At 55.4% G+C, this 13,520-nt stretch carries 13 protein-coding genes; 2 read left to right on the top strand and 11 right to left on the bottom strand.

Features of this window, described 5'->3' with window-relative positions; genetic code table 11:
• Window positions 1-167: 167 nt before the first annotated feature.
• The 8 genes from dnaK to D7024_RS04140 form a co-directional block, all read right to left on the bottom strand.
• Window positions 168-1,994 (bottom strand): molecular chaperone DnaK, encoded by a 1,827-nt coding sequence (gene dnaK / locus D7024_RS04175; RefSeq protein ID WP_121450661.1) that lies wholly within the window; start codon window positions 1,992-1,994, stop codon window positions 168-170.
• A gap of 16 nt (window positions 1,995-2,010) precedes the next feature.
• Complete coding sequence (grpE, locus tag D7024_RS04170) at window positions 2,011-2,724, bottom strand: nucleotide exchange factor GrpE (protein WP_121450660.1); 714 nt, start codon at window positions 2,722-2,724, stop codon at window positions 2,011-2,013.
• A 17-nt stretch (window positions 2,725-2,741) separates the two neighbouring features.
• Window positions 2,742-4,310, bottom strand: a complete 1,569-nt coding sequence (locus tag D7024_RS04165; RefSeq protein WP_121450659.1) for a TCP-1/cpn60 chaperonin family protein — start codon at window positions 4,308-4,310, stop codon at window positions 2,742-2,744.
• A gap of 13 nt (window positions 4,311-4,323) precedes the next feature.
• Window positions 4,324-5,370: a heat-inducible transcriptional repressor HrcA gene (hrcA, locus tag D7024_RS04160; RefSeq protein WP_121450658.1), complete on the bottom strand. Its 1,047-nt coding sequence runs from the start codon at window positions 5,368-5,370 to the stop codon at window positions 4,324-4,326.
• Between the two features lie 83 nt (window positions 5,371-5,453).
• Entirely contained in the window at window positions 5,454-6,596 is a 1,143-nt protein-coding gene (gene hemW, locus D7024_RS04155) for a radical SAM family heme chaperone HemW (RefSeq protein ID WP_121452455.1), read from the bottom strand.
• Between the two features lie 15 nt (window positions 6,597-6,611).
• Window positions 6,612-8,414, bottom strand: coding sequence for a translation elongation factor 4 (gene lepA / locus D7024_RS04150; protein WP_121450657.1), 1,803 nt, complete (start codon window positions 8,412-8,414; stop codon window positions 6,612-6,614).
• 87 nt (window positions 8,415-8,501) lie between these two features.
• Window positions 8,502-8,795 (bottom strand): hypothetical protein, encoded by a 294-nt coding sequence (locus D7024_RS04145; protein ID WP_121450656.1) that lies wholly within the window; start codon window positions 8,793-8,795, stop codon window positions 8,502-8,504.
• Between the two features lie 62 nt (window positions 8,796-8,857).
• Window positions 8,858-9,430 carry an HPP family protein gene (locus tag D7024_RS04140; RefSeq protein ID WP_121450655.1) on the bottom strand — a complete coding sequence of 191 codons (573 nt, stop codon included), beginning with the start codon at window positions 9,428-9,430 and terminating at the stop codon, window positions 8,858-8,860.
• Window positions 9,431-9,680: 250 nt separating this feature from the next.
• Here D7024_RS04140 and D7024_RS04135 point away from each other — a divergent pair, with 250 nt between their 5' ends.
• Window positions 9,681-10,460 (top strand): tRNA (adenine-N1)-methyltransferase, encoded by a 780-nt coding sequence (locus tag D7024_RS04135; RefSeq protein WP_121450654.1) that lies wholly within the window; start codon window positions 9,681-9,683, stop codon window positions 10,458-10,460.
• A gap of 30 nt (window positions 10,461-10,490) precedes the next feature.
• On the opposite strand, the gene spoIIP is transcribed toward D7024_RS04135, so the two are convergent.
• Entirely contained in the window at window positions 10,491-11,528 is a 1,038-nt protein-coding gene (gene spoIIP / locus D7024_RS04130) for a stage II sporulation protein P (protein WP_121450653.1), read from the bottom strand.
• A gap of 93 nt (window positions 11,529-11,621) precedes the next feature.
• The gene (locus D7024_RS04125; protein ID WP_435374071.1) at window positions 11,622-11,960 is read right to left on the bottom strand and encodes a phage holin family protein; all 339 of its coding nucleotides are present in this window, start codon (window positions 11,958-11,960) and stop codon (window positions 11,622-11,624) included.
• A gap of 127 nt (window positions 11,961-12,087) precedes the next feature.
• On the opposite strand from D7024_RS04125, the gene rpsT reads away from it, so the two are divergent.
• Window positions 12,088-12,357: a 30S ribosomal protein S20 gene (gene rpsT, locus D7024_RS04120; RefSeq protein ID WP_121450651.1), complete on the top strand. Its 270-nt coding sequence runs from the start codon at window positions 12,088-12,090 to the stop codon at window positions 12,355-12,357.
• Between the two features lie 86 nt (window positions 12,358-12,443).
• Here the strand turns inward: rpsT and holA are convergent, their stop codons facing one another.
• Complete coding sequence (gene holA, locus D7024_RS04115) at window positions 12,444-13,496, bottom strand: DNA polymerase III subunit delta (RefSeq protein WP_165859260.1); 1,053 nt, start codon at window positions 13,494-13,496, stop codon at window positions 12,444-12,446.
• Between the last annotated feature and the right edge of the window lie 24 nt (window positions 13,497-13,520).

Here is a 13,520-nt window from a genome sequence, read left to right as displayed (position 1 = left end):
CCACCACCTGACTATACCTTCTTGTATTGCCAAACGCCTCCTGGTAACAATGCAAACCTGGCCGGCAGTCGTCTTTATAAACCACCGGCCAGAAGAAATCGCACAACAAATTGCGACGCGAAAGCACATCCGCTAGTATTATACAATATTGCTGCGGCTACTGCCAATTACTTCTGATCGTCTTTAATCTCGTAATCAGCATCCACCACTTTTTCGCCCCCGGAACCGGCAGCGCCGCCACCGCCGGCCTGGGCCTGCTGGGCATGCTGCTGGTAAAGAAGGGCGGACAATTCATAAAGGGGCTTGGTCAGTTCATCGATGCGGGATTTGATGAGCTGCATGTCCTTTCCGCCCAGGGCTTCTTTCAGCCTTTCCACGGCCTTCTTCACTTCTTCCACCTTGGCCTTATCGGCCTTGTCTCCAAGGTCCTTAATGGTTTTTTCAGCCTGGTAAATCATGCTGTCCGCCTGGTTACGCAGTTCCGCCTCTTCTTTTCGCCTGCGGTCTTCCTCGGCATGTCTTTCCGCATCTTTAACCATGCGCTGGATTTCTTCTTCCGAGAGCCGGGAAGTGCCGCTGATGGTAATGCTCTGGGCCTTGCCGGTGGCCAGATCCTTGGCGGAAACGTTGACAATGCCGTTTACGTCGATATCAAACTTAACTTCAATTTGCGGTACTCCCCGTGGTGCCGGGGGAATACCGGTAAGGGTAAACCGTCCCAGGGTCTTGTTGTCGGCCGCCATCGGGCGTTCGCCCTGGAGCACATGGATTTCCACCGTGGTCTGGCCGTCGGCGGCGGTGGTGAAGATCTGGCTCTTGGAAGTGGGAATGGTGGTATTCCGCTCAATGATCTTGGTAAAGACGCCGCCCAGGGTTTCAATGCCCAGGGAGAGGGGCGTTACGTCCAGAAGCAGCACGTCTTTGACCTCGCCGGCCAGCACTGCGGCCTGAATGGCCGCCCCAATGGCCACACACTCGTCCGGGTTGATCCCCTTGTAGGGCTCCTTGCCCAGAAACTTGCGTATGGCTTCCTGGACCGCCGGAATCCGGGTGGAACCGCCCACCAGGATCACCTTGTGGATGTCCTTGGGCTCAAGGCCGGCATCCGCCAGGGCCTGCCGGGTGGGACCCATGGTCATCTCCACCAGATCGGCGGTCAGTTCTTCAAACTTGGCCCGGGTAAGGGTCACATCCAGGTGCTTGGGACCGCTGGCATCGGCGGAAATAAAGGGCAGGTTAATATTGGTGGTAGTGACACTGCTCAGTTCAATTTTGGCCTTTTCCGCAGCTTCCTTCAGCCGCTGCATGGCCATGCGGTCGCTGCGCAGATCAATGCCCGTCTCTTTCTTGAACTGCTCGATCAGCCAGTCCATGATCCGCTGGTCGAAGTCGTCGCCGCCCAGGCGGTTGTTTCCGCTGGTGGCCTTCACTTCAAAGACGCCGTCGCCCAGCTCCAGTATGGATACGTCGAAGGTACCTCCACCCAGGTCGAACACCAGGATGGTCTGGTCCTCCTCCTTGTCCAGCCCGTAGGCCAGGGCGGCAGCGGTAGGCTCGTTGATAATGCGCAGCACCTCAAGGCCGGCAATTCTACCTGCGTCCTTGGTGGCCTGCCGCTGGGAATCGGTAAAGTAAGCGGGTACGGTAATAACCGCCTTTTCCACCTTTTCCCCCAGGTAGGCCTCGGCGTCAGCCTTTAGTTTCTGCAGAATCATGGCCGAGATTTCCTCGGGGGTATATTCCTTATCATCAATTTTTACCCTGTAATTGGTACCCATGTGCCGCTTGATGGACCTGATAGTTCGTTCCGGGTTGCTTACGGCCTGGCGTTTGGCCAGCTGACCCACCAGGCGCTCGCCAGTTTTCGTAAAACCAACCACCGAAGGAGTAATGCGTTCTCCCTCGGCGTTGGAAATAACGATTACCTCGCCGCCTTCCATGACAGCCATACAGGAGTTGGTAGTACCAAGGTCAATACCTATAACCTTCCCCATCTATAAATTCCCCTCCTTAACAGACACTGTTGGTCTGGTTGTTCTCTTTGTTTTCTTTTTCCTGCCCTTGATTTTGCTCCTCCGGCGAGGACACCGCCCGGGCCACCTTGACCATGGCCGGCCGCAACAGCCGGTCCTTAAAATAGTAACCCCGGCGCAGTTCCTCTATGACGGTGTTGTCCGGGTAAGCATCGGTTTCTTCCTGCATGATTGCCTCGTGTTTGGCAGGATCAAAGGGTTCATTTACCGCCGGCACGGGAGAAAGTCCCTCTCTGGCAAGAATTTCCTTCAGCTGGCGGTAGATCATTTCCACCCCCGCCACCACCCGGGCGGGGTCCTCCTCCCGGGCCGCCAGTGCCCGCTCAAAGTTATCCAGTACGGACAACAGCTCCGCCACCAGGGGCTGGGAAGCATATTTAAACCATTCCTCCCGCTCCCGGTTCATGCGGCGCCGGTAATTTTCAAAATCGGCCTGCATCCTTGCCAGGCGCTGGAAATAATCCTGGGCCAGGGCCGTTTGTTCGGCCAGGCGTCGCTCCAGCTCCTTCACATCCACTTCCTGCCGGGATTCACCCGCCGGCTGCTGTCCATCGTCCGGCAAACCGTCTTGACCGGCAGGGGCATTTTGGGCTTCACTGCCGGATTCCCCTGCCGGTGGGCTTTCCTGGGCGGCACCATCAGGCCAGGTTTCCTTAGCCTCTATATCTTGAGGGACTTTTTGTCCTTCCATCTCCGTCACCTCGCCAGTTATAAGTCCGTCGCTTGTTTCGGGTTTGCCTCCCTGTCTTCCCGCTTCTTGATGATGGTATCAATCCGTAAAATGGCTTCGGCAATCTCCCCGGCGGCTTTAAAGGCGTAAGTCTTCACCAAAACGGGGTCTACTACTCCCAGCTCATACATATCCGCCACCTGGCCGGTATCGCAATCCACGGCCAGGGCATCGTTTCCCGTCTCCACCTGAGCGGCCATGACATCGCCAATCTTTTCCAGGGGGTTGAAGCCAGCATTGGCCACAATCTGGGCCAGGGGGCGTTTCAAAGCTTCCACCACGCAATCCACCCCGTAGGCGGTCATGCCGCGCATGGAGGCCCGGACCTTTTCCACCTCCCGGGCCACGGCCAGCTCTAAAGCTCCCCCGCCGGGGACGACTCCTCCCCTCACGGCTGCCTGTACGGCGGAAGCGGCATCCCTGGCAATGCGCTCCCTTTCCCCTACCACCTCGGCGGTAGCGGCACCCACCAGCACCGTAGCCATTGGCTTGCCGCTGCCATCCTGAATCCAGACCTGTTCCAGCTTTTCATCATGAAAAACCCGGCGGCAACGGCCGAGGCACTGCTTGATCTGTTCCAAATCCTTCTTCAACCCGGTGCGCTTGATCATCCGCGCCCCGGTGTGTTCCGCCACACGGCGGAGCTCTTTGTTGGCCACCCTCTGGACGACCATGATGCCGGCATCGGTAAGCATTTCTTCGGCAACGTCATGGACGCCCCGGTCGGCCAGCACCAGTCCCACCTGCAGGTCAATAATTTTCTGTATGTTTTCCCGGAACTGATTCTGCAACTCCATGTAACGGGCAAAGCCGGCTTCGGTGGCCAGGGCTTCCTCCTCTATTTCCTCCGGCTCCAGGGCATCATCAATTACCAGCACCCCAACATTCGTCAATTCCCGGGGCATCTGGCGGTTCATGGGCTCCTTGTTCACAATCACGCCCATAAAAACCTGGTTATCGGCACCTTCTTCGGCCATAACCGTATCGGAAAAGCGAAAGGCCCGGTCTAAGAGCTTTTCCCGGCCAATCATCCTGGCTGCCTGAACCACCAGGGCCGCAATATCCTCGTGCCCCCGGCCGGCCACCAGGGCAACTTGATAGATTAATGGGTCGTCCAGATCTGCCACCGGCCGGGCCTTTTGCATCATAACCTCCAGGCCCCGCTTTACTCCCGCCCGGATGCCCTCAATAACCCGGGCTACCGGCACTCCCCGGGCCACCTGCTCCACCCCGGCACCAACCATGGCCCCGGCCATTACGGTAGCGGTGGTGGTACCGTCGCCAATTTCCTCCTGCTGGGCCCTGGCAATATTGATTAACATCCGGGCCGCGGGATGATTGGCCTCCATCATGGTGAGGATGGTTACCCCGTCGTTGGTGATGACCACTTCACCAAACTTATCCACCAGCATGGTATCCAGGCCCTTTGGCCCCAGGGTACCCTCTACTGCCGAAGCAATGGCACGAATGGCGTTGGCATTGGTGACCAGGGCCGCCAGCCGCTCATCCACTTCCGTGCCCGTGCTGGCCTGCTGCTTGAGACTCAAAACCCGCTCCCCCTTATTTGTCCCCACCGCCCAGGAGATCTTCCAGGGCACGGGAAAGGTTTTTGGTCAAACATTCCACTACGGTGACCACCCTGGCGTAATCCATGCGGGTCGGACCCAAAACGCCAATAGACCCAACGGGCTTCCCTTTCAACCGGTAGGTGGCCACGACCATACTGCAGTTGCTCATCTGCCGGCAGCGGATCTCCCGGCCAATGCGCACGGTAACGCCTTCTTTGCCCACATCGTCAGCTAATAAATTGCACAGAAGACTTTCCTGTTCCAGCAGGCTGAGCAAGGTTTTAACCTTCTCCACATTATGGAATTCCGGTTGATTTAGTATATTTAGGATCCCGCCAAGATATATTCTGTCCTCCGGCTGCCTGGTCAGGCTGTCCTGCAATAGTTCCATGGCCAGTTCAATAATGTGCTTTTGCTTGGCCAGTTCAAAATAAATTTCCTTCACCAGGGTGAGCTTAATGCTGTCCATGGTGCGGCCCTGAAGTTTGGCATTCAGCACCGCGGAGATGGTTTCCAGGTCCCCGGAGGTTATGCCACTGGGTATATCAATAATCCGGTGGTGCACGGTGCCGCTATCCATAATGGCGACCAGCATGGCCTGCTCGGGACCCAGTTGAACCAGGCGAATGTATTTAAAGCTGCTGGTGCCGATTTTGGGCGGCAGCACCATGGCGGCGTACTGGGTCAACTGGGACAGTAATTGTCCTGTGCGTTGAATTACCTCTCCCACATCCCGCACTTTTTGGTGATAGCTTTTGCGGATCAACTCTTCTTCCTCGGCGGTTAGTTCCCGCCGTTTCATCAAATAATCCACGTAATACCGGTATCCTAACTCCGAAGGAATTCGTCCGGCAGAGGTATGGGGTTGTTCAATATAACCCATCTCCTCCAGATCGGCCATTTCATTGCGGATGGTGGCCGGACTGATACCCAGCCGGTATTTCCGGGCTATAGTGCGGGAACCCACCGGTTCAGCGGTGGCAATGTAATCGGTGATAATGGCCAGAAGGATATCCTGCTTGCGGGCATCCATTCTCACCCTTAACACCCCCTTTGTTAGCACTCGATTGTGCTGAGTGCTAAACCCTTTTAAGTTAAACATAGCACCGGGCTGAACATTTGTCAAGGTAACACAAACTCCCGAAAGACAGCATTGGCCAGGGGTAAACCCCGCGAAGTCAACCCCAGGCACCCGGAATTAATTTCCAATAGGCCCAAACTGTTCAATTTTTTTATCTGCTCACCAAAAACCTCTTCAATATTTTTCCCAAAACGGGCTGCAAATTTCTCCAGATCCAGTCCCTCTATAAGGCGGAGGCCCAGAATTACCGTTTCAGCCATCATGGTGGTCCGGGACAATTGCTCGCAGCCCGCCACCGGGAGTTCCCCGGCCAAAAGGCGCGCCTCGTATTCCTCCAGGGAACCGGCATTATAAAAGCGCCCGTCCCCCAGGTAGGAATGGGCTGCCGGACCCAGGCCAAGATAGGGCTCGTTGTGCCAGTAGGTTAAATTATGCCGGCAACGGTAGCCCGGGCGGGCAAAATTAGAGATCTCATAATGTTCGTAACCTCGGGCCGTCAGAAAGTTGATTACCTCCCGGTACATGGCCAGCTCGGTTTCCTCGTCACAGGGAATGACACGGCCTTCTGCCACCGCCCGGGCCAGCGGGGTGCCTTCCTCTATTTGCAGGGAGTAGGCGGAAATATGCTCCGGCTGTAAGGCCAAAATTCTATTAAGGCAGTGTTGCCAGTCTGCCATGGTTTGGCCGGGTATGGCAAAGATAAGATCCAGGTTAAGATTGTCAAAACCGGCCCGGCGGGCCAGCTGCACCGCCTCTACCGCCTGGGTAAAATCATGTAACCTTCCAAGCAAGCTTAAAAGGTGGTCCGAACAGGTCTGCACCCCCAGGGAAAGGCGGTTGACACCGGCGTAGCGCAAGGTCTTTAGCTTTGATAAATCCACCGTGCCGGGATTGGCCTCCACGGTCACCTCCACCCCGGAAAGCCACTGAAAATAACGGCTGCATCCTTCCAGAATGGCTGCCAGGTCTTCCTCCGGCAGACAGGTGGGGGTGCCCCCGCCGATGAAAATGGTCTGTAGCCGCCTCTCCTGCGGGGCTAGCCGCTCCTGGTACAGGGCCATTTCCCGCAAAAGAGCGACCCGGTACCGGCGGGCGGCTTCCGGGTCATAGGCATAGGAAACAAAGTCGCAGTACCGGCATTTGCGAATACAAAAGGGTACGTGAATGTACAGGCTGATGGCCACGGGCTCACTCCCCATTTACCTCTCTTCTATGCTCAGCACCGCCATAAAGGCCTCCTGGGGAATTTCTACGTTGCCCACCTGCTTCATGCGCTTTTTGCCTTCCTTTTGTTTTTCTAGAAGCTTGCGCTTGCGGGTTACGTCGCCACCGTAACACTTGGCCAGCACGTCCTTGCGCCGGGCCTTAATGGTTTCCCGGGCAATGACCCGACTGCCAATGGCCGCCTGGACGGGCACATCAAAAAGCTGCCGGGGGATCAAACTGCGCAATTTTTCCACCAGTTGCCGGCCCCGGTAGTAGGCCTTGTCCCGGTGGACAATACAGGTCAAAGCATCCACCGGCTCGCCGTTAATCAGGATGTCCAGTTTAACCAGGTCGCTTTCCCGGTACCCGGCCAGTTCGTAGTCCAGGGAAGCGTATCCCCGGGTGCGAGACTTGAGCTGGTCGAAGAAATCGAATATGATCTCGGAAAGGGGCAGGTCATAGACCAGCATGACCCGGTTTTCGCCCAGGTACTCCATGGTTTTAAAAGTGCCTCGCCGTTCCTGGGCCAGGTCCATCACCGACCCCACATGGTCCTTGGGCACCATAATGGTGGCGGTAACAAAGGGTTCCTCCATCCGGGCCACCTTACCCGCCGGAGGCATCCTGGTGGGGTTGTCGATATAAAGCTCTTCCCCGCCCGTGGTGATAACCCGGTACACGACGCTGGGCGCGGTAGTAATTAAATTCAAGCCGTACTCCCGTTCCAGGCGCTCCTGGACAATCTCCATATGCAACAGCCCCAGGAAACCACAGCGGAAACCAAAACCTAAAGCTTCGGATGTTTCCGGCTCATAGACCAGGGACGCATCGTTGAGCTTCAGTTTTTCCAGGGCGTCCCGCAGGTCGCCGTAATCCACCGTATCCACGGGATAAAGGCCGCAGTAAACCATGGGGGTAACCTTGCGGTAACCGGGCAAAGGTTCGGCCGCCGGGCGGGTAGCATCGGTGATGGTGTCGCCCACCCGTGTGTCCCTGACATTTTTTATGCCTGCAGCCACATATCCCACCTGACCCGTATCCAGCCGTCCGGTGGGAGTCATGGCCGGCTTAAAGATGCCCACCTCGCTGACCTCAAACTCCTTCCCGGTGGACATCATCTTTATGTGCATACCCTCTTCCAGGTGGCCATCCACTACCCGCACATAGGCAATAACCCCTTTATAGGGGTCGTAATGGGAGTCGAAAATGAGAGCTTTTAAAGGTGCAGCGGGATCACCGCCGGGAGGCGGTATGCGCCGCACAATGGCTTCCAACAACTCTTTTACCCCGGTCCCAAACTTGGCCGAAACCAAAATGGCCTCGGAAGCATCAAGACCGATTACGTCCTCAATTTCCCGCTTGACCCTTTCGGGATCGGCCGCGGGCAGGTCAATTTTATTAATCACCGGAATAATCTCCAGGTTGTTTTCAATGGCCAGATACACGTTGGCCAGGGTTTGCGCCTCGATGCCCTGGGCCGCATCCACCACCAGCAGGGCCCCCTCGCACGCTGCCAGGCTGCGGGACACTTCGTAGGAAAAATCCACGTGCCCGGGAGTATCAATCAGGTTTAACTGGTATTCCATCCCATCTTCAGCCTGAAAGATAAGGCGTACGGCCTGGAGCTTGATGGTTATGCCCCGCTCCCGTTCCAGGTCCATTTGATCCAGCACCTGGTCGGTCATTTCCCGGGGGCTGATGGCTCCGGTATATTCCAAAAGCCTGTCGGCCAGGGTGGACTTGCCGTGATCAATATGGGCAATTATGCAAAAATTGCGGATGTGTTCTCTCCCCATTCAACATCACCATCCCAAATCTCTCAAAGCCTTATTATAACATCAATTTCTGACGGTGAAAAGGATACTTTACTCATCTCATACGCGCTAAAAGCGTAGCCTCTCCTCATACGTCATGATGAGTTCCCTCATTAAATTCAGGTACCGGTCAAGCCACGGTTGCTGAAGATATTCCACGACATCTTTCATAACTTGCCCCAGATGCAGGGGTTCAGGGGGCAAAATAAATTGATTATACCCCGCCACCACTACCTCCAGGCCGAAGATGACCAGACCCAGAAAAATTCCCAGGGTAACGACCGTCCTCCACCAGCTAAATCCCATGGTATCACTTCCCATTTTCCAGTATTGAGCGATAAAGGCGGGTTTATACCTGGACAAAAAAAGACCACCCGCCAGCAAAACCGGTCAGGTAGTCTTTTTGCTTTGCCCCTTAAAATTTCTTAAAACCAGTATGTAGGGTAACAACCGCCTCCCCGGCACCGGTGTACCAGCAGAGCGACGCCAAGCAACACAACCGTACCAAGCAATACCGGTTCCAAAATAAACATAAACCCCTGGCCATTTAAAATAGCAGTCAGGGCAGTAGCCCCTCCCGGCGGATGCATCGTACGGGTAAAAAGCATCAGTAAAATGGCCAGACTTACGCCCAGTGTAACTGAAAGCCATGTGGTACCCATTAACTGGTAAACCAGTACTCCCACAAACGCGCTGATTACGTGGCCCCCCAGGACATTACGGGGCTGGGCAAAAGGGCTGGTACAGGTACCGTAAATGAGCGCCGCCGTGGCACCAAAGGGGGCGACCAGCAGGGGCAATTGATAATGAAAGGCTAGAAAAGAAACAATGCCCAGGCCAAGAAGGCTGCCCAGGATGCACCAGAACATATCACTGGTGCTGGGACGGGCCGGGCACTTGCTGGCGGTCCAGATTCTGGCCAGCAGGCCCTGCCGGGGGGTAACGTGATCAACCGCCAATTGAGGGGCATAATCATTTTTAGGAAGGGGAGCCGGCACAGGGGGTCACCTCCACGGAACATTCTTCTCCCCTCTAAAATAATTGTAATCCTGAAATGGGGGTATGATCCAGATCACTTTTAAAAACCTTTTGGTGTTAAAAAATTCCCCGTAGGGCCCGTCCTAGTTTAGCACCACCATTCCCCGCTGGGATTTCAGCGTGTGATAAAATAAAAATGCCAGAGGTAAATGTTTGGCGTGATACGAGCGGCGATGAATCAACCGGATTACCTGCCAGGAGGTGGTAGCTATGCCATTCAAAGAAGGAGAATTGGTTGTCTTCGCCGATCACCGCGTTCAATTTTTGCAGCGTCTGACTCCAGGAGAGCGCCTGCATACATATTGGGGTTACATTGAACACGATGAAGTGCTGGGGCGCGAACCCGGCAGCGTTGTCAAAACTTCACAGGGTAAGAAACTCTATGTTTTTTGCCCAACTCTTTCGAACTATATAGTAAAGATGCCGCGCAAAAGCGGCATAATTTACCCGAAGGATTTAGGCATTATCATGATGTGGGCGGATGTCCAGCCCGGTGACCGGGTGTTGCTGGGAGGTGTGGGCAGCGGGGCGCTCCTGCTCGCCGTATTGAGGCAGGTAGGGGCGGCCGGGAAAGTGGTAGCTTATGACGTTCGGCAGGACATGCTTGACTGTGCCGTGGAAAACATTAAAGCTTACTTTGGCGACTTGCCGTCTTACCTCGAACTCAGGCTCGGGGACATTTACGAAACAAATGGGGAATCGGGATTTGACCGTGTGCTCCTGGATGTACCGGAGCCCTGGCGGGCGGTCAAGACTGTGGATAATGCCCTTATCCCCGGGGGTATATTGTGTTCTTACCTGCCTTCCATTATGCAGGTTCGCACTTTTGTGACTGTCCTGCAAAAGGCAGGCACTTTCGGTTTGATTGAGACCGTAGAAGTAATGCTTAGAGGCTGGCACATAGAGGGCCGGGCTATAAGGCCCCAACACCGCATGGTGGGTCATACCGGGTTCCTCACGTTTGCGCGCAAGCTGAGCGTCCAGGAATAGTTGGGGGAGGTAAATTATCCCGTTTTCCTTTCATTCGGCGCCGGATTGGGCGGGCTCAGCTTCCAGCAACTTTTGCACCTCTTCCCCCAGCACTTCGGCAAATAAGCGGGCCGCGGCCAGTGCCTCCCCGGTGGTATTATTGGCGCTGCCAATCTCCACCAAAAGCGCCCGGGGATGGAGAAACTGATTGTAACGTCCTTCCTTAACCCGCACCCCCTGACATAAACCGGGGTACTTTTTGTCCAGGGCTGCGGCCAGCTGTCTTGCAAACTGTTCATTCTGCCGCCAGGTGGGAAAGGGCGCCCTGGCGTCCGAACCGACGACAAAGAGGATGGGAGCTGCCTCAATATCCTTCACCTTGACCAGACAGTCCCGGCGGGGCTTTCCGGCATCCCGGTGGATGTCCAGGAGCACTTTCAGCTGTGGCTCTTCCTGTAACACTTCCCGCACCGTTTTCTCAGATTCCACATATGATGAACTATATTGCCGGTCATGGATTTTTTTTATGTGCAGGGTGGAAATACCGTATTTGGACTCCAGCTCCTGGCGTATAATCTCCCCCACCTTAACCACACCTCCTTCTTTCCCCTCCAGTCTGGCCACACCATCCGTAAGCGTGTAGGTTTCCCCGGTGTGGGTGTGATAAATGGCCACCAGGTACTCCCCGGAGGTCTTTCGGGTCATACCCGGAAGTTCATCGGAGGCAGGTTCTACCGGGTTTACCTCCCCTTCCTGCTCTACCGGTACAAAAGCCAGCAGGGGCAACTGGGAACGAAGCAATGCCCGGGGGTCTTTCCCAGGCAGGGCAAAAGAGTCAACCAAACCGGGCCATAAACTAAAAAACGAGCCTGCAAACTCACCTTCACCCTGTTCGCCGGCGGCGTGATGGGGCATGGCGGCCTCCAGGAACAGCCGGGGGTCCCTGTTTAAAAAGACCTGTCCCACTGTTCCCACCACCAGGGTAAGGAGCGAAAAAATAATCCCGGTAACCACCAGGAAACCGTAGAGTTTATGCCACAGCCAGCGGGGACGGTAGCGGTAGCGGTAGCGGTAAAGAGCGTGGTACATAAAAAATCCCCTCCCGGATTGCCCGTACCATTTTATGCCCGGGAGGAGATCTTTATGAAGCCAACCCTGCCTGCAGGCAAAAGTGGTTAACTCCTAGCGCAATACTGTAGGCACTACAGCATCTATAAGTCCGATAACGAAGGCGGCAATCAACGCGCCCAGCAAATTAACACTGAGCAGGTTGGGAATGATAAACTGAGCGACGTAGATTACTACTGCCGCGGTAATAAAACCTACTATGCCCCGGCTCTGGGGTGAAATCCGGTCGCCCAGGAGGGCTTCCACAATATAACCCAGCGCGGCAATAACCACCGCGGCAATCAGTGCCCCTACGAACCCCCCGCGCACCACAAAACCCGGGGAGAGCCAGCTCACCACAATGAGCACCAGCGCCGAGACGATAAACCTTACAATCACTCCCATCCACTGCATCATGGCATCACCTCCTCTTTTTTGCTACGAACATAGCTTTGACAAAAAAACAGCTGGCTATACCGGTTGCCCTTGCAATTTTTTTAAACCCGTGGTAAAATGAGGGCTGTTGGGAGGTGACTGAAAGGTGCCCAATACCAGGTCGGCCATAAAAAGGGTGAAGGTGACCCGCAGGCGCACCCTCCGTAATAAGCAGCTGAAGTCCGCCCTGCGCACTGCCATTAAGAAGTTTGAGCGGGCTCTGTCAGCCGGTGTCAATGTGGAGGAGACGAGGGAACTCTTGCGCCGGGCGTTAAGGGCCATTGACAAGGCGGTAACGAAGGGTATCATACATAAAAATACTGCTGCCCGTAAAAAATCCCGCCTGACCAGACGGTTCAACCGCCAGGTAAGTTAAGCCCAAGCACTCCTCCCGGAACAACAATCTGAAAATGACCCAAAAAAAAAACCACCCGGTAGTAGAGGTGGTTTTTTAGTACCTTTTTACGCCACGGTTCCCAGGCCTATCTCCAGCAGGAACATTTCGATGCCCGGGTAAAACTCCAACCTGCCCCTCTTCACCGCCCGGTCCAGTTCCAAAAGTTTTTGCAAGGCCGTGACTACCTGCTCCCGGGTGAAATTGCCTGACTGGGCTAAAATCTTTTGGGCGACAAAGGGATGAACTCCCAGTTTTGCCGCCACCTCACCCGGCGGCCGTTTTTCGGCGGTTAGTTCCAGGGCCTGCAGGATCAGGCGGAACTGCCGGGCCACCATGGCCAGAATAGCCGGACCCGTCTGCCCTTGTCGTATTAACTCCCGGATGCCCTCCAGCGCCGCCCCGATCCGCCTTTCCCCGATAGCATCGACCACGTTAAAAATATTCTCCTCCAGCACCGGCACGGTGAGGCGATAAATGTCTTCCTCCAGGATGGTTTCCCTGGAACCGGTATAAGAAATTAACTTTGCCATTTCCTGGCTCAAAACAAACAGGCTGGGACCCACCCGCCGTACCAGCAACCCGGCGGCGGCTGGAGTGATGGTCTTGTGGACCAGGCGCGCCTGTTTTTCCAGCCAGCGCACCAGGTCCCGGGTTTTTAAGTAGGTAAATTCCACTACCCGGCCGGTTTCTTTAAGCGATTTAAAAAGGCGTCGCCGCTGATCTACGGGATGAGTGGTGGTAAAAATCAGGCAGGTAGTGGGGGCAGGCTGCCGCACATAGGCCAGCAAAGGGGTCTCCGTATCCCGGGAGGAAGCTTTGGTTCCCTTTTTGCCGGAGGTACCGGGAGAACCGGTAAAAAAGGGGGCATGGCGGACCACGACCAGGCGCCAGCCGGCCATAAAAGGGGGGGTTTGTGCCCGCGAGGCAATATCCTCTTCGGTGACCTCTTCCCCGTCCAGAATGTCAAGGTTGAATTCCCCTGCCGGGGGCATCAGAAGTTTCTCCCGGAACCTTTGGACGGCCTTTTCCTGCAGAAATGCCTCCTCGCCGTAAAAGAGATAGACCGGAGCAATATTCCCTTTCTCCAGATCGTTAATTAAATCAAGATAGTATTTCAAGCCCACCCCCCCCCTGACTGTAAA

This window comes from Desulfofundulus salinus (assembly GCF_003627965.1).
GTDB lineage: Bacteria > Bacillota > Desulfotomaculia > Desulfotomaculales > Desulfovirgulaceae > Desulfofundulus > Desulfofundulus salinus.
The sequence above is the reverse complement of the archived record's forward strand: the minus strand, read 5'-3'. Positions and strand labels throughout refer to the sequence as shown.